This is a genomic window from Pedobacter heparinus (assembly GCF_032678725.1).
GTDB lineage: Bacteria > Bacteroidota > Bacteroidia > Sphingobacteriales > Sphingobacteriaceae > Pedobacter > Pedobacter heparinus_A.
The window spans coordinates 1-21,534 of sequence record NZ_JAVTSC010000004.1 but is presented as its reverse complement, the minus strand read 5'-3'; the positions used below and the strand labels follow the sequence as shown (position 1 = coordinate 21,534).

The following is a 21,534-nucleotide window of genomic DNA, read 5'->3' as shown; positions in this document are numbered from 1 at the left end:
ATGGATATACAAGAACTGATGCCGCAACAAGAGGGTGGCAAAGAAGAGCAAAAAAAGAGCCCGCTGGTAAGCCTGGAAAAGGACCTGGCATTGTATGCGCCTTCTATTAAGGAAGTTGCAGTTGAAATTATGGTAGAAGGAATTTCTGCAAACCCGATTTTTGTAGCGCACCAGCATACGGTGAGTATTGGTGAACTGATCCTTGACCGGAAAGAACTCCATACGGAATGGACCATACAGGCCTCTACCATTGAAGAATTTGTGGAGAAAGGTATCATTAATCCGGAAAAGAAGGCTTTATTTTTAAAGAGTTATAAAAAGCCGGAAGACTATATGTGTGTATTTGTGATTGTACCGGAAGGGGCAAACTTTATTTATTATCCTTATCAGGTGAAAGGCCAGGCCTGATCCTAAAAAAGAAATCCCTACCCGGGCAAACATGGATAAGGATTACTAAAAAACTAACAATTAGACAGCGCACAGGGCGAAAGGTTTCATGGTTTATAAAATATTTTTTAATATTTGAATATGAGCCTTAAAATCGTTCTTTTTGTAGCATAAAATAAAGCAGACAATGGCAGGATCTCAATTGCTCATTCTTGATAAAAAGCAGATACAACAGAAAATAAACCGGATTGCTTATCAGATACTGGAAGATAACCTTAATGAAAAGGAGATTGTGCTGGCCGGTATCTGGGACAGGGGATATAAACTGGCTTTACGCTTAAAGAAGGTATTGTCTAAAATTTCTGAGCTGAAGATCACGATGCTGAAAATTGAGCTGGACAGGCAAAATAGCAAGCTGGTTGCCAATACTGACCTGGATGAAGTGCACTGGAAAAACAAAGTGATCATCCTGGTGGATGATGTACTAAACAGTGGAAAGACGCTGGCCTATGGCTTAGGCGTGTTTCTAAATACCCCTCATAAAAAGATCAGGACCGTGGTATTGGTAGACAGGAGCCACAAAATATTTCCTATAGCTACAGATTTTGTGGGGCTGGAGCTGGCAACTGTGCTAAAGGAGCATGTTGATGTGGTCATGGATGTGGACGGAGAGGAAGATCGCGTTTATTTAAGTTAGCCGTTTGCATTTGAGGCTATTTTTTCTCATTTTAGAGGGATGCACCAGTCCCGTAAAAACTTTATCGTTTTTAATTTCTTTTCCTGGTATATCAGGTATATCCTAAAAAAGGACTTTGCTGCTTATGGATTTAATCATTTTGAGGTTAAAGCACAAAAAGCAGTTTTGTTGCTGGCCAATCACTTTAGCTGGTGGGACGGTTTCATCATGTTCCAGCTAAACAGGCTGGTCTTCAAAAAAGAATTTCATGTGCTTGTAACAGAGGAGGAATATAAAAAACATTGGTTTTTAAAATACCTGGGGGCTTTTGCGGCAGAAGGAAAAGGTAAGGATGTGTTGGAAACGTTGTTGTCTGCCGGTAAATTGCTGGATGATCCGGCTAACCTGGTGTTGTTGTTTCCCCAGGGTAAATTGTACCCTGTTTACAGTGATAGTATTGCCTTTGAGAAAGGGGTCATGCAGGCAGTAAACGCTTCGAAAAAGGAATTTCAAATTGTTTTTGCTGCAAGCCTGATCAGTTATGCGGAAAGAAAACCCAAAATGCAGACTTATCTTGCCAATTGGGAGGCTGAAGAGTACATGAGCCTTCAATTGTTGAAAAGTGAATACAATAAACATTATGATCAGGCGGTAAAAGACCAAAGCAGGATGCCGGTATGATGATGTTTGTATACGCAGTACTGGTGTTCCTGGTATTGCGGTTTTCTGTTACTTTGTTTAATTTTTTATCTAATCCCAAACTGGGCTATTATGGAAAACATTTTACGGATAAAGTTTCCATCATCATCTTATCAGCCCGGGCTGAAGGGGATATTAAAAATACAGTTGATGCGATTGGGCGACAGGAATATAAAAATATAGAACTGCTTGTCCAGCAACAGGGAGCTAACGAGGAAGAACTGGTAGGTAGGGCAAGTGGAAAATATCTGTTGTTTTTAAGAGCGGGGACTACCCCGCAACATGGTTTAATCAACAGTTTGATTTATAGGTTTAAGATCTTTGATCTCGCAGCGTTGAGTTTAGTGCCAACTTATGTGGCGGCTGGTTTTATGGAAAAATGTATTTATCCCCTGAATGATTTCTTATTGTTGAATCTGCTGCCCCTGAGGTTAATCCGCTTGAGTAACCAGCCTGCTTTTGCCGCAGGTAGCAATGCTTGCTTGTTTCTGGACGCAAACTTATGTAAACAGCAGGGCTGGCATCAGAAAATTGGCCATAAGTTGGGTATGGAAATGGTAAAACTGGTAAAGCAGCAACATTTTAAAGCAGAAGTTTTACTGGGCAATAAATTGATCTTTAACAAAGTCAGCCTGGGGGATCTGGAAGGGTTTTCGGAGCGTTTGTTAATAAATTTCGGCAATAGTGCCCTGGTTGCGTTTATTTACCTGGTCCTGGTTGTTGCCGGGCCAATGGTGTTATTAATTAGCTTTAATCCTGCATTTGCTGTTCTTCCATTTGGATTGATCTTTTTATCAAGGATTATGATTGCTTTTATGACTGCTCAGAATCCCGTTTTACAGGTGTTGTTACACCCACTTCAAATGCTCTTGTTGTTTGTTTTTACAGGCAAGGCGATCTGGATGCGCATGCTGAGGTCATTTAAACCTAAGAAATAGGAATATCAAACAGTTTTTACGTAATTTTGCAATGGCTCAAAAGGATTATGTCAATGAAATACGATTTAGCGGTAACGATAGATAAAGCATCCGGCTTTTGCTTTGGAGTAGTTTATGCTATCGATATGGCAGAGGATATATTGGATCATGAGGATTACCTGTATTGTCTTGGTGATATTGTGCACAATGATGAAGAGGTTAAGCGTTTAACCGATAAGGGTTTGCGCATCATTGATCATGAGCAATTGAAGGATCTGCGTCAGGAGAAGGTGCTGATCCGTGCCCATGGCGAAGCCCCGGCTACTTATGAGCTGGCCCTTCGGAACGAGCTTACTTTAATTGATGCTTCCTGCCCTGTGGTGTTGAAGTTACAGAACAGGATTAAGCAATCCCACGATGAGGATGAGCAGATCCTGATATTTGGAAAACATGGGCATGCCGAGGTCATCGGTTTGCAGGGACAGACAGATGGCAAGGCGATCGTATTTCAGGATATTGCCGAGCTTGACCAGGTAGATTTGCCCGGGAAATTTACCTTATACAGTCAGACAACCAAAAGCACGGATAAGTTTTACAGCATTAAGGAGGAGCTGATGGCCAGAGGCTATGAGGTAAAAGCAAATGATACCATTTGCAGACAGGTATCCAACCGCTACGCTGACCTGGAGAAATTTGTTGCAAATTATGATAAGATCTTATTTGTATCTGGTAAAAAATCTTCCAATGGAAAGGTGCTCTATGATGTCTGTAAAAAGTACAATGCGCATTCTTATTTCATTTCCAATATAGCCGAAATAGATCGGGCCTGGTTTAATCCTAAGGATAAGGTTGGCATTTGCGGAGCTACCTCTACACCAATGTGGCTGATGGAGCAGGTTAAAACCGAATTGTTGTCTTATTAGTCTTTAAAGAAATTTTGTTGATCATCATTAAAAAGTAATTATTGGACCTCCTTAAGCTGATCAATCAGAATAATGGATGGAATGGTTATTTTTGCGGGAATTATGGGAAAAAAAGGTATACTGCTTGTGAACTTAGGAACTCCGGATAGTCCGGAAGTTGGTGATGTACGTAAATATCTTGATCAGTTTTTGATGGATGAACGGGTAATCGATGTGAACATTGTGAACCGGACATTGCTGGTTAAAGGTATTATTGTTCCTTTCCGCAGTCCGAAAACTTCCAAATTGTATAAAGAGATCTGGGATGAGAACGGATCACCTTTATTGTACTTCAGTAAAATTCAGGCTGCTATGCTGCAGGAGCAATTGGGAGAGGAATACCATGTGGAACTGGCCATGCGCTACCAAAACCCCTCTATTTTATCGGCACTGGAAAAAATGAAGGCCGGACTGGTGGAAAGTATCAGGGTGATTCCTTTGTTTCCGCAATATGCTTCGGCCAGCTCGGGCTCTGTGATCCAGCTGGTGATGGAACTGCTTAGTAAATGGACTACCATACCACCGGTATCTTTTGTCAATTCTTTTCATGATAATGAACTGATGATTGAAACGTTTGCTGAAAATGCAAGGAAATACCAGCCTGAAACTTTTGACCATGTATTGTTCAGTTTTCATGGCTTGCCGGAACGCCAGCTGTTAAAGTGCGACCATACCGGTCATTACTGCCTTAAAAAAGACGGTTGCTGTGACAACCTGAACGATACCAATAAATTCTGTTACGCTGCCCAGGGGCATGATACCGCTAAACTAATTGCAGAAAGACTGAATATTGCCAGGGAAGACTATACGGTTTGTTTCCAGTCTAGGTTAGGCAAAGAGCCCTGGGTACAACCCTATACCACTGATGTGCTAAAGAAACTTGCGGCTGAAGGAAAGAAAAGGTTATTGGTATTTAGTCCTGCTTTTGTTGCCGATTGTCTGGAAACCCTGTATGAAATTACTGTGGAATACCAGGAAGAGTTCAAGGCACTGGGTGGGGAGCATGTTCAGCTGGTTGAAAGCCTGAATGATGACCCTAAATTTATCCGGGCCCTGGTGGATATGGCTAAGGCTTAAAATGCCGGGCTATATATTGAAGAATCTGATCGGTTGAGCCAGTTTTTGAAACTACATACGCTTTTGCAACATCCCCTTTTTCTGCAGCAGTACTCAGCTCCTCAAAAGCGTTTGACAATTCCTGCGGATTCCCGATGCTTTTTGCAGCACCCAAGGCGATGAGGTCTTTAGCTTCCTGAAATTTGTCATATCTGGGGCCAAATATAACAGGAATGCCAAATGCTGCGGCTTCCAGTGTATTGTGGATGCCTGCGCCAAAACCCCCGCCAATATAGGCAAGCCTGCCATAGGCGTACAGCGCAGACAACATGCCTATATTGTCAATGATGAGTACCTGATGCTGGTTTGCATCTGCTGCTGCAAGTGCAGAATACTTTACGGCCTGCGGGAATATTTTTTCGAGCGCCTTAAGGTGGGCTTCGCCGATTTCATGGGGCGCAATAATGAATTTCCAATCGGGATGCTGGACACATAAACCTCCCATCAGTTCCTCATCCTCAGGCCAGGTACTGCCGGCAATGCATACTGCTGCTGTTCCGCAAAATGTATTAACCAGGGCTAGCCTCTTTACGGAGGCTGCGTTTTCAGCGACACGGTCAAACCTGGTGTCTCCGCTTAGGCTGGCATTTTGGATATTTATGGTTTTTAGCAATTGGATGCTTTCTTCATTTTGAACGAAGAAATGGCTTACAAATGTCAGGATTTTCCTGTGAAAGGAGCCGTAAACTTTAAAAAATACCTGGTTTGGTCTGAATATTCCTGATATAATTAGTAGAGGGATGTTTTTTTTGTTCAATTCTCTAAAATAGTGATACCAATATTCATATTTGGTGAAAATTGCGAATTCGGGATTGAAAGCTGCAATTAATTTTTCAGCATGAACTGCGGTATCTAAGGGTAAATAGAAAACGCCTTCGGCCAGCGGATAGTTTTTTCTGATCTCATAGCCCGAAGGTGAAAAAAAAGTAATTACAATTCTTTTTTCAGGATAGTGTTCCTTTATTTTTTCGAGCAGGGTGCGGCCTTGTTCAAATTCACCCAAAGAAGCGAAGTGAAACCAGATATGACGCTCTCCGGCCACTATTTTCTGGTCTATCTGGGTAAAAATATTTTTCCTGCCTTTGATGAAAAGTGATGCTTTGGTATTAAATGTAGAAAATATCCTGATTAGCAGCGCGTAAAGATGAATCGAGATGTTATAAAGCCAAAGCATTTTGTGTGTTTATTTATTATCTTAGCCGAAGATACTTTAATATAATTAAAACACGGGAATAATATAGGAAACCATCGTGGACCAACAGGCATGAAAAGCCGGTATTTGAGGTTCATGATTGCTTTTGTCACCTTAAAAAAAAAAAACAAAATTATAAAAAGATGAAAATAGCCGTTATCGGAACAGGGTATGTTGGTTTGGTTACAGGTACTTGTTTATCTGAAACAGGGAATAATGTAATCTGCGTAGACATTAATGAAGCCAAAGTAAAAAAAATGCAGGCTGGTGAAGTACCTATCTACGAGCCGGGACTGGATGTTTTGTTCCACAGGAACATTGCACAGGGCCGCTTAACTTTTACCACAGATCTTGCCCATGCCATTAAGGATGCCCAGATCATTTTTATGGCGCTGCCTACGCCTCCGGGAGGAGACGGTGCTGCGGATTTATCCTATATTCTGGGTGCTGCCAAAGACATTTCCAAACTGGTAACCAATTATAAGGTCATTGTAAATAAATCCACTGTTCCTGTGGGTACAGCAGATAAAGTACAGGCTGTTTTTACGGCGCATACCGATGTAGAAATAGATGTGGTATCTAACCCTGAGTTTTTACGGGAAGGTGTAGCTGTAGAGGATTTTATGAAGCCGGACCGTGTGGTTATAGGAACCCGGAGCGAGCGGGCGCAAAAGCTGATGGCAGAATTGTATGGTCCGTATGTAAGACAGGGAAATCCAATCTTGTTTATGGATGAGCGTTCTTCGGAGCTGACAAAATATGCAGCCAATTCATTTCTTGCCACAAAGATTACCTTCATGAATGAAGTAGCCAACCTTTGCGAAATTGTAAATGCGGATGTGGATGCTGTGCGTAAAGGCATCGGTTCTGATGCAAGGATCGGTAAACGCTTTCTTTTCCCAGGCATCGGATATGGCGGCAGCTGTTTTCCTAAGGATGTGCAGGCTTTGGCAAAGTCGGCCGATGAGCACAATTATGATTTCCAGATCCTGAGGTCGGTAATGCAGGTAAATGAAAGGCAAAAGACCATATTGGTGGATAAACTGCTCAAGTATTATAAGGGCGACTTAAAAGGTAAACACTTCGCGCTATGGGGGCTTGCCTTTAAACCGGAGACAGACGACATCCGTGAAGCACCATCTTTATATATCATTGAAGAGTTGCTTAAACATGGAGCTACGGTCACTGCCTTTGATCCGGAAGGGATGAATAATGTTAAAGCGCTTGTAGGCGATAGAATAACCTATGCTGAAACCCAATATGATGCACTGGTAGATGCAGATGCGTTATTGATTGCTACTGAATGGTCGGTATTCAGAAATCCTGATTTTGAAAGAATGGAGGAAACATTGAGCAATAAGGTCATTTTTGACGGACGTAATTTATACGACCTGCAAAAAATGATCGACCTGGGATATTATTATAATAGTGTTGGCCGTAAGCTTATCAATAACTAATGGAAAGAAAAAGAGTTTTAATTACCGGTGCTGCCGGCTTTTTGGGTTCGCATCTATGCGACAGATTTATCAAAGAAGGTTATCATGTGATCGGAATGGATAACCTGATTACAGGTGACCTGCAAAACATTGAGCATTTATTCGGATTGGAGAACTTTGAGTTTGCACACCACGATGTTTCTAAATATGTATATGTATCAGGTGAGCTGGATTATATCCTTCATTTTGCCTCGCCGGCCAGTCCGATCGATTATTTAAAGATCCCTATCCAGACCCTGAAGGTAGGGTCACTGGGAACACATAACCTGCTTGGTCTGGCAAAACATAAAAATGCAAGAATGCTGATCGCTTCTACCTCTGAAGTGTATGGTGATCCAAGTGTAAACCCGCAACCTGAAGAATATTGGGGCAATGTAAACCCGGTTGGACCAAGGGGAGTTTATGATGAGGCCAAACGTTTTCAGGAAGCCATGACTATGGCTTACCATACCTTTCATGGTGTTGAAACCCGTATTGTTCGAATATTTAATACTTATGGACCAAGAATGCGCCTGAATGACGGACGGGTTTTGCCTGCTTTTATCGGGCAGGCCCTGCGGGGAGAAGACCTGACGGTTTTTGGTGATGGATCGCAGACGCGCTCATTCTGTTATGTGGATGATCTGATAGAAGGTATTTACCGCTTATTGCTCAGTGATTATGCTTTGCCGGTTAACATTGGCAACCCTGACGAGATCACCATCAAACAATTTGGTGAGGAAATTATCAAACTTACCGGGACCAGTCAAAAACTGGTATTAAAAGACCTACCGGTGGATGACCCTAAACAAAGGCGCCCGGACATTACCAAAGCGAGATCAATATTGGGTTGGGAACCCAAAGTAAGCAGGGCTGAAGGTTTAAAAATTACCTATGCATATTTTAAATCTCTGCCTCAGGAGGCACTAACTAATAAAGAACATAAAGATTTTAAAGGATATAATCGTTAATAATAAGTATGTCTAAAATATTGGTAACCGGTGGAACCGGTTTTATTGGCTCGCATACCGTAGTTGAATTGTATAATGCGGGCTATGAGGTGATCATCGTTGATGATTTCTCGAATTCTAATCCTAAAATACTGGCGCAAATTGAAGCAATTGCAGGGAACAGACCGGATTTTGTGGAACTGGACCTTTGCGATGAAATTAAAGTGAAAGCCTTTGTCGCCGAGCATAGAGACATCAGCGGCGTGATTCATTTTGCTGCTTTTAAGGCCGTTGGCGAATCTGTTCAGCAACCTTTAAAATATTACCGGAATAATTTTTACTCCCTGATTAACCTCATAAATGCTTTTGACAGCAAGGTGAATCTGGTGTTTTCTTCATCTTGTACAGTATATGGACAACCTGATGTTTTGCCGGTAACCGAAGATGCCCCAACAAAAAAAGCAGAATCGCCTTATGGCAATACCAAGCAGATTGCAGAAGAAATCCTGCAGGAAACCTGTGCGGTAACCCCTTCATTAAAAGTGACTTCGCTGCGTTATTTTAACCCCGTTGGTGCGCACGATACGGCCCTGATCGGGGAACTTCCGATTGGTGTACCCCAAAATCTGGTTCCTTTTATTACACAATCTGCCATTGGTAAACGTGGCCCGATAACTGTTTATGGAAATGATTACGATACACCTGACGGCAGTGCAATAAGGGATTATATCCATGTTGTAGACCTGGCGAAGGCACATGTTGCGGCCATCAAACGTCTGGAAAGCAATAAAGCGACCAGCAATTACGAAGTATTTAACCTGGGAACAGGTAAAGGTTCATCTGTATTGGAGATCATTACCGCTTTTGAAGCGTCTACCGGTGTAAAGCTAAACTATACCATTGGCGCCAGAAGAGAAGGGGATATCGAAAAAGTTTGGGGAGATGTGACCAAGTCGGCAAGAGACCTGGGATGGAAAGCCGAACTTGATGTGAACGAAATGATGTCATCAGCCTGGAAATGGGAAAAATATTTGCAGGATAATCCTTTTTAAATGCTGTTGAGTGAGCATAAGGAGCTGAAACTGGAGATCAAATCTCTTCCCGAAAAGGAAAAGGATAAGCTGTTGCTCAGGTTAATTGCTAAAGACAAGGTATTAACGGAGCACCTCCATTTTAAATTACTGGAAGATGAGCAGGACCTGGTAAACCGGCAAGAGCAGTTGATGCAGCTTATTGATGCAGGAATAGCTGAGTTGCAGGCAGCCAGGAAACCAAATTCAAAAGAGACACTGCTCCGGATGCGAAAATTAAATGGAAGCATTAACCATCATTTTAAAGTGACCAGGGATTTAAATAGTGAAATGGAACTCAGGGTCCACTTGCTGACACATATCCCTATTGAATTTAACGAAAGTATTTTTTCATCACTTTATAAGTTTAATGAGAAGCTAAACGTTTATTTTGTGAAAACAACAGTTTTGCTCTTAAATAAGTATCATAAAATGCACGAGGATCTGCAGTTTGATTTAAAGGGATCTCTGAATATGCTACTGAATAAAATTTATAAGCATAAAACAGCGGAAGCTGCGAGGTCACTTCATTTACCTGAAGACCTGTAAAAACAATTTGAATCAATGAAGAAGATATTAATCACAGGCGGTGCAGGTTTCATCGGCTCTCATGTAGTCAGGCGATTTGTAAAGAGTTACCCGCAGTACGAGATTGTAAACCTGGATAAATTAACTTATGCAGGTAACCTGGCGAACCTGACTGATGTAGAAGATAAGCCCAACTATAGGTTTGTTAAAGCAGACATCACCGATGCGGCAGAAATGAACAACCTGTTTCAGAAAGAACAGTTTGATGCTGTAATCCACCTGGCTGCCGAATCGCATGTAGACAGGTCTATCAGTGATCCGATCGCCTTTGTAATGACCAATGTGATTGGTACGGTTAATCTGCTGAACTCGGCGAGGGAATTTTGGAAAGGGGCATACGAAAACAAGCGCTTTTATCATGTTTCTACTGATGAAGTGTATGGAGCATTGGGAGATACGGGTATGTTTACCGAAACCACCGCTTATGATCCGCATAGTCCATATTCTGCATCTAAAGCTTCATCGGATCATTTTGTAAGGGCTTATCATGATACTTATGGATTGGACGTGGTGATCTCTAATTGCTCCAATAACTATGGTTCACACCATTTTCCGGAGAAATTGATCCCACTGGCCATTAACAACATCAAAAATAACCAGCCTGTTCCTGTATATGGTAAGGGGGAGAATGTACGCGACTGGCTTTGGGTAGAAGACCATGCCCGGGCGATAGATGTCATCTTCCATGAGGCCAAAACCGGAGAAACCTATAATATTGGCGGACATAACGAATGGAAGAATATCGACCTGATCCATTTGCTATGTAATATCATGGATAAAAAGCTGGGGCGCGAACCCGGTGAATCTGCGAAGCTGATTACATTTGTAACCGACAGGGCAGGGCACGACCTGCGCTATGCGATAGATTCTACCAAGCTGCAAAATAAACTGGACTGGGTGCCGAGCCTGCAATTTGAAGAAGGTCTGGAAAAAACAGTGGATTGGTACCTGGGAAATGAAGAATGGCTCAGCAATGTAACTTCAGGGAATTATCAGGCCTATTACGATACACAGTATCAGGGAAGATAATCATCTCTTATTCGTACCTTAAAGCCTCCACTGGATCAAGTTTGGAGGCTTTTTTTGCGGGATAGTATCCCGAAACGATGCCTACAAGTACACAAACCGCAAAACCACCAAAAATCCACTCCCATGGAATAATGAAGGAACCGCCCATTCCAAAAGAGATGAGGTTTCCTAAGGCTATACCCATAAAAATTCCGAGCGTTCCGCCCATTAAACAGATCATCACTGCTTCCAGCAAGAATTGCTTGCGGATGACTGCGGGGTTTGCACCTATGGCTTTCCGGATTCCGATTTCACGTGTCCGCTCCGTTACTGAGACCAGCATGATGTTCATCAGCGCAATTGAAGCGCCAAGTAAAGTAATGACTCCTATGGCTATACCGCCCAGAACGATGTAATTTAATTGCTCGAACAGCGTTTGTGCCATGGCATCGCTCTTGGTAATCTCAAAATTATTAGGCTCATTTACCCTTATTTTACGGATGTTCCTGAATTGTGCTGTGGCTTCACCTATCACATTGTCCATGATGTCATTGCTTGGCACAATTACCGTAATGGTATAAGAAGGATTGGAGCTGGAGTTGATCAGTTTTGCTTTTAACAAAGGGACATATATGGCACGGTCACCGCTAAAACCCATGCTTTGCCCCTTACGTACCAGCACTCCGATTACCTTAAGCCTGGTATTTCCAACATTGATGATTTTATCTAAGGGACTTTGGCTTTTAAATAATTTCTCGCTGATCTCGCTGCCTATGATGCAGACATTATTACCCGACTGCGATTCGGCAAGGCTGAAGTTTCGGCCCAAAGCCAGTTCCAGACCCTGTGAGTTCAATCCGTTTTCGTCAATCCCCTGAATGTTGATGTTTGGATTTGTTTTTTCTGTGCTGAATTTAGCTGTAGCACCACGGGTTGCCACAACACTTACGGCAACTTTTGCAGGTGTAACGAGCCGCTCTTTAAAAGCCAGGGCATCTTCATAACGTATGGACTTAAAGGGTTTTTGTCTTTGCCCGGAGCCGCCGATCCTGATTCCGGTACCCCGGTTTCTTATCGTAAAAGAGTTTGCGCCCATGCTGGAAAAAGCTTCAGTCATACTTTTTTTAACCGCATCAAGCGTAGTTAATATACCCACCAGTGCCGAGAGGCCAATGGCGATAATCAATGCCGTTAGCATGGTACGTAACCGGTTGCTGGTAATGGATTGTATGGCTAGTTTTACGTTTTCAGTATAGGTCATTACAGGATAATTTCAGGGAAAAATAAAAGTCCTGTTGTTAAGACAACAGGACTTGAATAATGTTACAACAGGAGGCCAATAATTACCGCATTTAACCTGCTCAATTATACGGAGAAACTGGTTCCGCAACCACAGGTACTGGCTGCATTTGGATTACTGAAGGTAAAACCTCTGGAATTCAAACCATCCTGCCAGTCAACCTGCATGCCCAGCAAATACATTTGATGTGCCTTGTGCATAAAAACCTTAATTCCCTCGATGATAAATTCCTGATCGCCTTCTTTTTTCTGGTCGAAGCCTAAAACGTAATTCATGCCGGAGCAGCCACCGCCCTCTACACCCACGCGCAGGCCAAAGTCTTCAGCAATTTCCTGCTGGTCTTTCAATTTGAAAAGTTCTTTTACAGCTGTTTCTGTAAATGTTACTGGTGCAAATGCCGTATCTACAGTATTACTCATATGATTTTGTGCCGTTTTAAAAAATCTGTTAATTGCAAAATAGCTATAATTGTTGTGAAAACAATGGAGACTGTTCTGCCAAAGCTTTGATAAAAAACTATCAATAGCGCAAATATAAATCAAAATGTACATTTTTGCCGGTACTAACACTAATTATTACGGTATTCAAACAAAGCTAATGGACTTACAAAAATTTTTAACAGATGCAGCTGTGCTGGTGATAGGAGGTGTGGCCACCGTTTCGGCAGGTTATTACCTGATTAAGGATGACATCCGTAATTATTTCAGACTGAAGTTTGGAAGACAGCAAAAAGAAGAAAATCCGCAATTGCTGTCGCTCCGCCTGCAGGCCCATGAACGTTTGATCGTTTTTGTGGAACGCATCAACCCATCAAACCTGCTCATCAGGCTACATCAGCAAGGCGTATCCCTGAAGGACTTGCAGGCAATCCTGTTAAACGAGATCAGGTCAGAGTATCAGCATAATATTACCCAGCAATTGTACATCGGTACAGCTACCTGGAATGTGGTGAAGCAACTGAAAGATGATACGATAGCCATGCTGAACAATGGGGTGAAAAATTTACCCGGAGATGCAACAGGTGTAGATCTAAGCCGGATGGTATTGCAGCACATGACCGGGGTTGAAAATAATCCCTATGATCTGACCCTCGACCTGATTAAAAAAGATATACATCAGCTGTTTTAATTATGAACAATAAGAAATTTACCACAACATCAGGTATTGAAATCAAAGAAGTTTATACCGAAGCCAGTGCCCAGGTGGAAGCACCGGGTGAATTTCCTTATACGAGGGGAATTCAAAAAGACATGTATAGGGGAAAGCTCTGGACCATGCGTCAGTATGCCGGATTTTCTACAGCAGAGGCATCTAATCAACGTTACCATTACCTGTTACAACAGGGAACAATGGGACTTTCTGTTGCTTTTGACCTGCCTACACAGATTGGATACGATTCAGATCATGAAATGTCTGAAGGTGAAGTAGGTAAAGTAGGTGTGGCCATTGATTCCCTGAAAGACATAGAAATCCTGTTCGATGGGATCGAATTGCAAAAGATCAGTACCTCTATGACCATTAATGCCACGGCCTCTATTTTGCTGGCCATGTACATTGCTCTGGCTAAAAAACAAGGCGCCGATATCCGCCAGATATCCGGGACCATACAGAACGACATTTTAAAAGAATATGCGGCCCGGGGCACCTATATTTATCCGCCTAAATCCTCCATGCGGATCATTACGGATATTTTTGAATATTGCAGTAAGGAAGTCCCAAAATGGAATACCATTTCCATTTCAGGTTACCATATCCGGGAAGCAGGGTCTACAGCAGTGCAGGAGTTGGCCTTTACCCTGGCAAATGGAAAAGCCTATTTAAATGCAGCACTTGAAAAAGGCCTCGATATCAATGTTTTTGCCAAGCGGCTTTCCTTTTTCTTTAACTGCCACAATAATTTTTTTGAAGAAATTGCGAAATTCAGGGCTGCCAGAAGGATGTGGGCAAAAATGACCAGGCAGCTGGGCGCTACAGATGAAAAAGCACAAATGCTCCGGTTTCATACCCAGACCGGGGGCTCTACTTTAACGGCGCAACAACCGCTTAATAATGTGATCAGGGTAACCAATCAGGCGATGGCCGCAGTTTTGGGTGGCACGCAGTCATTGCATACCAATGGTTATGATGAAGCCCTCTCTTTACCTACTGAAGCTGCCGCAAAAATTGCTTTGCGGACACAGCAGGTCATTGCTTTTGAAAGTGGGGTAACCGATACCGTTGATCCTTTGGCAGGCTCTTATTTTGTGGAGGCACTTACCAATGAAGTTGAAGCCGCTGCCCAGTTGTATATCGATAAAATTGATGCCATGGGCGGCGCTGTCCAGGCCATCGAAAATGGCTACATTCAGAACGAAATTGCCGATGCTGCCTATCAGTACCAGCTGGAGGTGGAACAGGCCAGCAGAGTGATTGTTGGTGTAAACAGATTTACCCAGCAAAAGGAAGGGATCAATGAGGTATTTACCATTGATGAATCCATCAGGACCATACAAACAGAAAAACTGAAAAAGCTTAAAGCTGAAAGAAACAATGAAGTGGTTGAAAAAGCATTAAACGACCTAATGCGGGCTGCCAAAGGAACTGGCAACCTGATGCCGTTTATTCTTGCAGCAGTGGAAGCTTATGCCACCCTGGGCGAAATTGCCAATGTACTGCGTAACGTTTTTGGAGAATATTGAAATTGATGTTAATAAATAGTTATCCACATAAAAAATTGAGGTTAACTGGGGTATGGTATTGCTGTATAAGCACTTACCAAATAAATGAAAATTAAGTTTTTTTTGTTGATAATTTTTTGAATATTCGATCTCTCGAAAGGGTTCATTTTTTGTGCTCAAATCGTTACTGTAAACCAACAAATTATAGAATGACAATGGAAAAAACTTGCATCGATGTATGGAAAAACTGTCTCCAAATCATAAAGGATAACATTCCGACCCAAAGTTTCAAAACCTGGTTCGAACCGATATCTGCGCTTAAGTTGGAAGGCAATGTTTTAACGATACAAGTGCCAAGTTTATTTTTCTATGAATGGTTGGAAGAGCATTATGTTGGTTTGCTCAGAAAAACAGTAAAAAAGCAGCTGGGTGATGAAGGCAGACTGGAGTATAATATTGTTGTAGACAAGTCTTCTAATTCCGGTAATCCTTATACCACCAATATGCCTAGTAACGGTAACGGTGCCGAAGCCAAGAAGCAGTCGATGCCCATTCCTGTTTCTATCAATAAAGACATTAAAAACCCTTTTATTATCCCGGGTTTAAAAAAGCTGAATGTAGACCCTCAGCTGAATGCCAATTATACTTTTGAAAATTATATTGAAGGAGATTGTAACCGTTTAGCCCGCTCTGCAGGCTATGCTGTTGCCGCAAAACCAGGAGGTACTTCTTTTAACCCATTGATGATCTACGGAGGTGTTGGTTTAGGTAAAACACACCTGGCCCAGGCCATTGGTAATGAGATCAAAAGAAATATGCCGGACAAGCTGGTCATTTACGTGTCCTGCGAGAAGTTTTGCCAGCAGTTCGTAGATTCTCTGAAGAACAATACCATTAATGATTTTGTGAACTTTTATCAGGCGATGGATGTGATCATCATGGATGATGTACACAACTTTGCAGGTAAGGAAAAGACACAGGATATATTTTTCCATATTTTTAACCACCTGCACCAATCAGGCAAGCAGGTGATATTGTCTTCAGATAAAGCACCTAAAGACCTTGCAGGGCTGGAAGAGCGCTTGTTGAGCAGGTTTAAATGGGGACTCTCTGCTGACTTGCAGGTGCCGGACCTGGAAACCAGGATTGCCATCCTTCGAAAGAAAATGTATGCCGATGGGATAGAGCTGCCGGCAGAAGTAGTAGAGTATGTTGCTCACAATATAGACAATAACGTTCGGGAACTGGAAGGGGCAATGGTTTCATTGCTGGCCCAGTCTACTTTAAATAAAAAGGATATCGACCTGGCACTCGCCAAACAGATGCTGAAAAATTTTATCAAGAATACCTCCAAGGAGATTTCCATGGAGTACATCCAAAAGCTGGTATGCGAGTATTTTGAAGTTCCGGTAGATATGGTAAAGTCGCAGACAAGAAAACGCGAGATCGTTCAGGCCAGACAAATATCGATGTACCTTTCAAAAAGCCATACCAAATCATCCTTGAAAACAATTGGTGCTTTTTTTGGCGGAAGGGACCATTCCACAGTAATATATGCCTGCCAGACGGTGGAAGACCTTATCGATACGGATAAAAAGTTTAAAGGATATGTGCACGACATACAAAAGAAATTGAAAATGAGCTAAACCCGGCTCATTTTATTAAAAAAGCCCCCTTAGTTTTGCTTAGGGGGCTTTTTTATAGTTTACCGGACGATTAAACTCCAAGCTTCATTAAGCCATAAAATAAGGCTGCGCAATGCAGGGCCTGGTCTATCTTGTTGTCCGCGAGTAATTGCTTAACTTCTGCAATGGTATATTCCTCTACATTTAATATTTCATGTTCGTCAAGGTGCTGTTCATGAGTTTTGGTGCCTTCTTTCAACAGATAGGTATAGGTTACATTGTTTGCCGTTGCAGGGTTTGGGTATAGTGTTGCAATCAGTTCTGCGCTTTTAAACGAATAACCGGTTTCTTCCAGCAATTCCCTTTTTATGGCATCTTCCGGTAGTTCATTACCATCGATCACACCCCCGGGGATTTCCAGCGACACAATATCGGCCGCATGGCGGTACTGGCGCACCAGGATCATTTTGTTTTCTGCAGTAAGTGCTATCGCGTTTACCCAGTTTGGGTATTCCAGCACATAATAGTCGTCCTTTATACTTCCGTTTTGCAGTTCACAGGTATCTACCCTTAAGGTAGCCCATCTTTCTTTCACCAGGTAGGTGGAGGAAAGCTTTTTCCATTTTAATATTTCCATTAGAATATAATTACCAGCTGCCACTGCTGCCGCCACCACCAAAACTACCGCCGCCAAAGCCACCAAAACCGCCGCCGCCACTGCTGCCACTACCCCAGCTGCCACCGCCGCCGGAACTTCTTCCGCCGCCCAATAGCATGCTCCAGAACAATGCATCAGCAACACCACGGCCGCCGATAACCTGGCTGCCGCCACCTCCGCCGCCACCTCGTTTAAGCACAATGATCACGACCACTACAATGATGATGATAATCAATACGCCCGAAGCACCACTACCGCTTTTACCAGCTTTAGGTTTATCGTTTTTATATTCGCCTTTCGTAACACTGATGATCGCGTCCGTTCCGGCATCCAGGCCTTTATAATAGTCACCGGCCTTAAAATAAGGTTTGATGTCATTGTCAATGATGCGTCGGGTATACATATCGGGCAATACACCTTCTACACCGTACCCCGTTTGGATGGCGATCTTCCTGTCGCCAAGGGCTACAACGATCATGACGCCATTGTCTTTGCCCTTATTGCCTACTCCCCATTTCCTGCCAAGTTCGAGGGCATACTCATTGATGTCATATTCCCCAACAGATTTCAGAATGGCTATAGCCACCTGGATAGAGGTCGAATCGTCGAAAGCAACGAGCTTACGTTCCAGCTGCTGAAGCTGTCCGGATGAAAGTGTTCCGGTATAATCATTAACCAATGTATTGGGTTTTGCCGGAAAATCCTGGGCAAAGCCGGTAACGGAAAATAAACTAAATAATAAGGCTATGAGTATTTTTTTCATTGCCCGGGGGTTTTGTGTTGATCCATAAAAATAATCTCGTTGGGCAATTCATTGATGTCATCGCCCAGGGCAGGAAAGAAGGTAGCCAGTTTTTCTCCTGCCAGCACTATGCCTGCAATAATTCCCTGCACAATGTTGCCGCCTGCAAAGTGTGCCTTCATGGCGATTTGCGTTGTTTCCCAAAAATCAGGAGGGACAACTTTGTTAATGCCACTGTCGCCAATGATGGCAAATTTGTGGTCTGCATAGGCCAAGTAAATCAACACACCATTGTGCCTGGCTGTTTTATCCATGCCCAGCTTTGCAAAATAAGCAGTAGCGCTTTCAAAAGCATCGCCATGGCAATGCGCTTCTACTGCTATTCTGATTTCGCCTGAAGTGCCTTTTTCGGCTTCTGAAATTGCGTTTGCAATAAGTTCCTGGTCTTGCTCTGTAAATATGCCCATGATAGGATTGCTGAATAAGAATAAGGGTAATACATGTTTTGATAATAAACACGCATTACCCTTAAATGTGTTGAGGTATATTAGAATTCTACTTTTGGCGCTTTTTCTGCTCCTGCATCGGCCTTAAAGCCTGCTTTCTGGCTAAAGCCAAATATGCCTGCCATCAGGTTGTTAGGAAATGACCTTACCTTGGTATTATAGGTCTGTACCGATTCATTGAAATCTTTACGGGCAACTGCTATCCTGTTCTCTGTTCCGGCTAATTCTGCAGATACATCCCTGAATTGCTCGGTCGCTTTTAATTCGGGGTAATTCTCTGTTACCATCAGTAAGCGGCCTAAAGCCTGGCTAACCTGGCCCTGTGCTGCCTGGAATTTTTCAATATTTTCTGGCGTTAATTTATCGGGGTCAACGGTAACCTGGGTAGCTTTGGCGCGGGCTTCTGTTACCTGGGTTAAGGTACTTTGTTCAAATTTTGCAGCACCTTTAACGGTATTCACTAAATTAGGGATTAAATCTGACCGGCGCTGGTACTGGGTTTCCACCTGATTCCACTTTGCTTTTACATCTTCGTCAAGTTTAACCATGCTGTTGTAGCCACATCCGCTCATTGTTACCATCAGGACCAGGAAGCCTGCTATTGCCAATACTGTTTTTTTCATATGCTTTAGTTTTTTAGCGCGCCATTTTCCTGCGCTTTTTGTTAATAATGTTAATTTACACATTAGAACTCAATTTCCGTACCTTTGTTACAGTTTTCAGGATAAAAACCTGACAGGATTATGCAAAAGGAAATAGAAATTACAATGGCCCCAGAGCATGCGGGCACTGAAACTGAAATAAAAAAAGCGCTCTCTACCTCGCTTAAGCTGGATTTGGCACGACTGAAGGGCTATAAGATCCTTAAGCGTTCCATCGATGCACGTTCCAGAAAAGTAATATATCGGTTACAGGTCAGGGTTTTTATTGATGAACTGCCTTTGGCAGATTTTTTTACATTAAACTATCAAAATGTCAGTAATGGCAAGCCTGTGATCATTGTAGGTGCCGGGCCTGCAGGACTGTTTGCTGCGCTGCAATGTATAGAAAACGGACTTAAACCCATTGTTTTAGAACGGGGCAAGGCTGTAAAACAGCGTAGAAGAGACCTGGCGGCCATCAATAAAGAAGGAATAGTGCATACCGAATCTAACTATTGTTATGGCGAGGGGGGCGCTGGAACCTATTCTGATGGCAAACTTTATACCCGCTCCAATAAGCGCGGGGACATCAATAAGGTACTTCAAATCTTTGTTCAGCATGGTGCAACAGCTGATATTTTAGTAGATGCCCGTCCGCATATCGGTACCAATAAGCTGCCGCACATCATTACCGCCATCAGGGAGACGATACTAAATGCCGGTGGAGAACTGCATTTTGATCAAAAGGTGACAGATCTGCTGGTTGATTTTGGAAAAATTAAAGGCGTGGTGCTCAACGACGGAAACCGCCTGCTGGCCGATGCAGTTATCCTGGCTACAGGCCATTCTGCACGTGATATCTATGAATTGCTCCATCGCAAGGGTATTTTGGTGGAGGCCAAGCCTTTTGCCCTGGGTGTAAGGATTGAACATCCTCAAGCCATTATTGATGCTGCACAATACCATTGCGATGTGCGCGGTGCGTTTTTGCCACCTGCTTATTACAGTTTGGTGGAACAGGTAGGCAGTAGGGGCGTGTTTTCTTTCTGCATGTGCCCTGGGGGGATCATCGCACCATGTGCTACTGATCTGCATGAGATTGTGGTCAATGGCTGGTCGCCTTCAAAAAGAAACAACCCATTTGCAAATTCTGGAACAGTGGTCCAGGTTGGACTGGAGGATGTAAAAGGGGAGAACCCTTTGCGAATGATGCATTTTCAGGCGCAGATAGAACAACAGGCCTTTAAATTGGGTGGGGGTAACCTGGTTGCACCCGCACAGCGGATGGTTGATTTTGTAGAAGGCCGGCTTTCTGCTGACCTTCCTAAAAACTCTTATCTGCCCGGAACAAAAAGTGTGATCCTTAAAGATACCTTACCGGATTTTGTGGCCTCCAGTTTAAAAAATGCGCTGCCGGTTTTTGGAAAAAAAATGAGGGGCTATTATACCAATGAAGCGATTTTAGTAGGAGTAGAGAGCCGAAGTTCCTCGCCTGTGCGAATTCCAAGAGACAGAGATACCTTTCAGCACCCTCAGTTGGCAGGTTTGTTTCCATGTGCAGAAGGTGCGGGCTATGCCGGAGGCATTGTTTCTGCAGCCATTGATGGGGTAAACTGTGCAAATGCAGTACTGAAAACCATTTAATTTAAACAGATTTCGTGATGCCTTGTTATATATATAGTGATGGCGTGTTTTATATATAAACGATCGGCCAGTTAAATTTTAAAACGGTGAAGAAGACATTAATTATAGGAGCAACTCCAAATCCCTCACGGTATGCATACCTTGCCGCCAATATGCTCAAATCTAAAGGACATGAGATTGTAAACATTGGCATAAAGAAAGGTTCGGTTGCCGGCGTGGAAATAGAAGAGCCGGGGGATATTCATACGGACATTCATACCATTACCTTATACATCGGGCCACATTTGCAGGACAGGTATTATGATTATATCTTGCAGACACAGCCAAAGCGTGTTGTTTTTAATCCGGGAACGGAGAATGAAGAATTGGATGGCTTGCTTAGGGCGAATGCGATTGAACCTGTGCAAGCGTGTACGCTGGTGCTGTTGTCTACCGGACAATATTGAAGGTTTAATTCTTTCAGAGAGGAATGGTTTAGATATGCCTCTGTAGTAGAGATACTGCAGGGGTTTTTTATGGGCTTTCTTCACACCTGGTCCACACTTTCTTCACACCAAATCCACAATCAGGTACCTTTTTGTGAAGAAAGTGTGTGGAATGTGTGTCTGATGTGAGGACCTGGCCTTACTGAGGCCTGGCTTTGGCAGCAAGGATTTGTCTAATCAGCCTGGCTTGTTGTGGCCTTTGTTCTGGGTGTTTTTAGTGGAGTAGCTGGAGGACA

Annotated in this window: 23 protein-coding genes; 16 read left to right on the top strand and 7 right to left on the bottom strand. The window is 42.9% G+C overall.

What is annotated here, in order from left to right:
* The 6 genes from R2Q85_RS07505 (at window position 1) to hemH (ending at window position 4,718) form a co-directional block, all read left to right on the top strand.
* Window positions 1-408 (top strand): hypothetical protein, encoded by a 408-nt coding sequence (locus R2Q85_RS07505; RefSeq protein WP_316811144.1) that lies wholly within the window; start codon window positions 1-3, stop codon window positions 406-408.
* A gap of 166 nt (window positions 409-574) precedes the next feature.
* Window positions 575-1,084, top strand: a complete 510-nt coding sequence (locus R2Q85_RS07500) for a phosphoribosyltransferase family protein (RefSeq protein WP_316811143.1) — start codon at window positions 575-577, stop codon at window positions 1,082-1,084.
* A 39-nt stretch (window positions 1,085-1,123) separates the two neighbouring features.
* Window positions 1,124-1,744 carry a glycerol acyltransferase gene (locus R2Q85_RS07495; RefSeq protein ID WP_316811142.1) on the top strand — a complete coding sequence of 207 codons (621 nt, stop codon included), beginning with the start codon at window positions 1,124-1,126 and terminating at the stop codon, window positions 1,742-1,744.
* Window positions 1,741-2,700 (top strand): hypothetical protein, encoded by a 960-nt coding sequence (locus R2Q85_RS07490; RefSeq protein ID WP_316811141.1) that lies wholly within the window; start codon window positions 1,741-1,743, stop codon window positions 2,698-2,700. The genes R2Q85_RS07495 and R2Q85_RS07490 overlap by 4 nt, the downstream gene beginning before the upstream one ends.
* Window positions 2,701-2,753: 53 nt before the next feature.
* On the top strand, window positions 2,754-3,602 hold the full coding sequence (locus R2Q85_RS07485; RefSeq protein ID WP_316811140.1) for a 4-hydroxy-3-methylbut-2-enyl diphosphate reductase: 849 nt from the start codon (window positions 2,754-2,756) through the stop codon (window positions 3,600-3,602).
* Window positions 3,603-3,704: 102 nt separating this feature from the next.
* Window positions 3,705-4,718, top strand: a complete 1,014-nt coding sequence (gene hemH, locus R2Q85_RS07480) for a ferrochelatase (RefSeq protein WP_316811485.1) — start codon at window positions 3,705-3,707, stop codon at window positions 4,716-4,718.
* Here hemH and R2Q85_RS07475 read toward each other — a convergent pair.
* Window positions 4,708-5,931, bottom strand: a complete 1,224-nt coding sequence (locus R2Q85_RS07475) for a 3-deoxy-D-manno-octulosonic acid transferase (RefSeq protein ID WP_316811139.1) — start codon at window positions 5,929-5,931, stop codon at window positions 4,708-4,710. The genes hemH and R2Q85_RS07475 overlap by 11 nt on opposite strands.
* 161 nt (window positions 5,932-6,092) lie before the next feature.
* On the opposite strand from R2Q85_RS07475, the gene R2Q85_RS07470 reads away from it, so the two are divergent.
* From R2Q85_RS07470 to rfbB, 5 genes are read left to right on the top strand one after another with little or no spacing between them, the layout of a single operon-like run.
* Window positions 6,093-7,406: a UDP-glucose/GDP-mannose dehydrogenase family protein gene (locus tag R2Q85_RS07470; RefSeq protein WP_316811138.1), complete on the top strand. Its 1,314-nt coding sequence runs from the start codon at window positions 6,093-6,095 to the stop codon at window positions 7,404-7,406.
* Complete coding sequence (locus tag R2Q85_RS07465; protein WP_316811137.1) at window positions 7,406-8,395, top strand: UDP-glucuronic acid decarboxylase family protein; 990 nt, start codon at window positions 7,406-7,408, stop codon at window positions 8,393-8,395. The genes R2Q85_RS07470 and R2Q85_RS07465 overlap by 1 nt, the downstream gene beginning before the upstream one ends.
* An 8-nt stretch (window positions 8,396-8,403) precedes the next feature.
* Window positions 8,404-9,426 (top strand): UDP-glucose 4-epimerase GalE, encoded by a 1,023-nt coding sequence (gene galE, locus R2Q85_RS07460; RefSeq protein ID WP_316811136.1) that lies wholly within the window; start codon window positions 8,404-8,406, stop codon window positions 9,424-9,426.
* Window positions 9,427-9,993, top strand: a complete 567-nt coding sequence (locus R2Q85_RS07455) for a hypothetical protein (RefSeq protein WP_316811135.1) — start codon at window positions 9,427-9,429, stop codon at window positions 9,991-9,993.
* Window positions 9,994-10,008: 15 nt separating this feature from the next.
* Window positions 10,009-11,061, top strand: coding sequence for a dTDP-glucose 4,6-dehydratase (gene rfbB / locus R2Q85_RS07450; protein ID WP_316811134.1), 1,053 nt, complete (start codon window positions 10,009-10,011; stop codon window positions 11,059-11,061).
* Window positions 11,062-11,068: 7 nt separating this feature from the next.
* On the opposite strand, the gene R2Q85_RS07445 is transcribed toward rfbB, so the two are convergent.
* Both R2Q85_RS07445 and R2Q85_RS07440 read right to left on the bottom strand, forming a co-directional pair.
* Window positions 11,069-12,301, bottom strand: coding sequence for an ABC transporter permease (locus R2Q85_RS07445; RefSeq protein WP_316811133.1), 1,233 nt, complete (start codon window positions 12,299-12,301; stop codon window positions 11,069-11,071).
* Window positions 12,302-12,405: 104 nt separating this feature from the next.
* Window positions 12,406-12,759, bottom strand: coding sequence for an iron-sulfur cluster assembly accessory protein (locus tag R2Q85_RS07440; RefSeq protein WP_316811132.1), 354 nt, complete (start codon window positions 12,757-12,759; stop codon window positions 12,406-12,408).
* A gap of 178 nt (window positions 12,760-12,937) precedes the next feature.
* Between R2Q85_RS07440 and R2Q85_RS07435 the strand changes: the two genes are divergently transcribed.
* The 3 genes from R2Q85_RS07435 (at window position 12,938) to dnaA (ending at window position 16,643) form a co-directional block, all read left to right on the top strand.
* Window positions 12,938-13,468, top strand: coding sequence for a hypothetical protein (locus tag R2Q85_RS07435; protein WP_316811131.1), 531 nt, complete (start codon window positions 12,938-12,940; stop codon window positions 13,466-13,468).
* Window positions 13,469-13,470: 2 nt separating this feature from the next.
* Window positions 13,471-15,018, top strand: coding sequence for a methylmalonyl-CoA mutase (locus tag R2Q85_RS07430; protein ID WP_316811130.1), 1,548 nt, complete (start codon window positions 13,471-13,473; stop codon window positions 15,016-15,018).
* Window positions 15,019-15,212: 194 nt separating this feature from the next.
* Window positions 15,213-16,643 (top strand): chromosomal replication initiator protein DnaA, encoded by a 1,431-nt coding sequence (gene dnaA / locus R2Q85_RS07425; protein ID WP_316811129.1) that lies wholly within the window; start codon window positions 15,213-15,215, stop codon window positions 16,641-16,643.
* A gap of 70 nt (window positions 16,644-16,713) precedes the next feature.
* On the opposite strand, the gene R2Q85_RS07420 is transcribed toward dnaA, so the two are convergent.
* From R2Q85_RS07420 to R2Q85_RS07405, 4 genes are all read right to left on the bottom strand, one after another.
* A complete protein-coding gene (locus tag R2Q85_RS07420) occupies window positions 16,714-17,259 on the bottom strand; it encodes an NUDIX hydrolase (RefSeq protein ID WP_316811128.1) in 546 nt (181 codons plus the stop codon).
* A gap of 10 nt (window positions 17,260-17,269) precedes the next feature.
* Window positions 17,270-18,043 (bottom strand): TPM domain-containing protein, encoded by a 774-nt coding sequence (locus R2Q85_RS07415; protein WP_316811127.1) that lies wholly within the window; start codon window positions 18,041-18,043, stop codon window positions 17,270-17,272.
* A complete protein-coding gene (locus R2Q85_RS07410) occupies window positions 18,040-18,489 on the bottom strand; it encodes a TPM domain-containing protein (protein WP_316811126.1) in 450 nt (149 codons plus the stop codon). The genes R2Q85_RS07415 and R2Q85_RS07410 overlap by 4 nt, the downstream gene beginning before the upstream one ends.
* A gap of 80 nt (window positions 18,490-18,569) precedes the next feature.
* On the bottom strand, window positions 18,570-19,151 hold the full coding sequence (locus tag R2Q85_RS07405) for a LemA family protein (protein WP_316811125.1): 582 nt from the start codon (window positions 19,149-19,151) through the stop codon (window positions 18,570-18,572).
* A 120-nt stretch (window positions 19,152-19,271) separates the two neighbouring features.
* Between R2Q85_RS07405 and R2Q85_RS07400 the strand changes: the two genes are divergently transcribed.
* Window positions 19,272-20,813: an NAD(P)/FAD-dependent oxidoreductase gene (locus R2Q85_RS07400; RefSeq protein WP_316811124.1), complete on the top strand. Its 1,542-nt coding sequence runs from the start codon at window positions 19,272-19,274 to the stop codon at window positions 20,811-20,813.
* 86 nt (window positions 20,814-20,899) lie between these two features.
* Complete coding sequence (locus tag R2Q85_RS07395; protein WP_316811123.1) at window positions 20,900-21,259, top strand: CoA-binding protein; 360 nt, start codon at window positions 20,900-20,902, stop codon at window positions 21,257-21,259.
* Window positions 21,260-21,534: the final 275 nt, after the last annotated feature.

Coding starts and splice junctions, on each gene's coding strand:
- R2Q85_RS07495 (WP_316811142.1), top strand. CDS start 1,124: ATGCACCAGTCCCGTAAAAACTTTATCGTTTTTAATTTCTTTTCCTGG.
- R2Q85_RS07410 (WP_316811126.1), bottom strand. CDS start 18,489: ATGGGCATATTTACAGAGCAAGACCAGGAACTTATTGCAAACGCAATT.
- R2Q85_RS07475 (WP_316811139.1), bottom strand. CDS start 5,931: ATGCTTTGGCTTTATAACATCTCGATTCATCTTTACGCGCTGCTAATC.
- R2Q85_RS07455 (WP_316811135.1), top strand. CDS start 9,427: ATGCTGTTGAGTGAGCATAAGGAGCTGAAACTGGAGATCAAATCTCTT.
- R2Q85_RS07400 (WP_316811124.1), top strand. CDS start 19,272: ATGCAAAAGGAAATAGAAATTACAATGGCCCCAGAGCATGCGGGCACT.
- R2Q85_RS07485 (WP_316811140.1), top strand. CDS start 2,754: ATGAAATACGATTTAGCGGTAACGATAGATAAAGCATCCGGCTTTTGC.
- R2Q85_RS07415 (WP_316811127.1), bottom strand. CDS start 18,043: ATGAAAAAAATACTCATAGCCTTATTATTTAGTTTATTTTCCGTTACC.
- R2Q85_RS07500 (WP_316811143.1), top strand. CDS start 575: ATGGCAGGATCTCAATTGCTCATTCTTGATAAAAAGCAGATACAACAG.
- galE (WP_316811136.1), top strand. CDS start 8,404: ATGTCTAAAATATTGGTAACCGGTGGAACCGGTTTTATTGGCTCGCAT.
- R2Q85_RS07465 (WP_316811137.1), top strand. CDS start 7,406: ATGGAAAGAAAAAGAGTTTTAATTACCGGTGCTGCCGGCTTTTTGGGT.
- R2Q85_RS07420 (WP_316811128.1), bottom strand. CDS start 17,259: ATGGAAATATTAAAATGGAAAAAGCTTTCCTCCACCTACCTGGTGAAA.
- R2Q85_RS07430 (WP_316811130.1), top strand. CDS start 13,471: ATGAACAATAAGAAATTTACCACAACATCAGGTATTGAAATCAAAGAA.
- hemH (WP_316811485.1), top strand. CDS start 3,705: ATGGGAAAAAAAGGTATACTGCTTGTGAACTTAGGAACTCCGGATAGT.
- R2Q85_RS07405 (WP_316811125.1), bottom strand. CDS start 19,151: ATGAAAAAAACAGTATTGGCAATAGCAGGCTTCCTGGTCCTGATGGTA.
- dnaA (WP_316811129.1), top strand. CDS start 15,213: ATGGAAAAAACTTGCATCGATGTATGGAAAAACTGTCTCCAAATCATA.
- R2Q85_RS07435 (WP_316811131.1), top strand. CDS start 12,938: ATGGACTTACAAAAATTTTTAACAGATGCAGCTGTGCTGGTGATAGGA.
- R2Q85_RS07445 (WP_316811133.1), bottom strand. CDS start 12,301: ATGACCTATACTGAAAACGTAAAACTAGCCATACAATCCATTACCAGC.
- R2Q85_RS07505 (WP_316811144.1), top strand. CDS start 1: ATGGATATACAAGAACTGATGCCGCAACAAGAGGGTGGCAAAGAAGAG.
- R2Q85_RS07490 (WP_316811141.1), top strand. CDS start 1,741: ATGATGATGTTTGTATACGCAGTACTGGTGTTCCTGGTATTGCGGTTT.
- rfbB (WP_316811134.1), top strand. CDS start 10,009: ATGAAGAAGATATTAATCACAGGCGGTGCAGGTTTCATCGGCTCTCAT.
- R2Q85_RS07470 (WP_316811138.1), top strand. CDS start 6,093: ATGAAAATAGCCGTTATCGGAACAGGGTATGTTGGTTTGGTTACAGGT.
- R2Q85_RS07440 (WP_316811132.1), bottom strand. CDS start 12,759: ATGAGTAATACTGTAGATACGGCATTTGCACCAGTAACATTTACAGAA.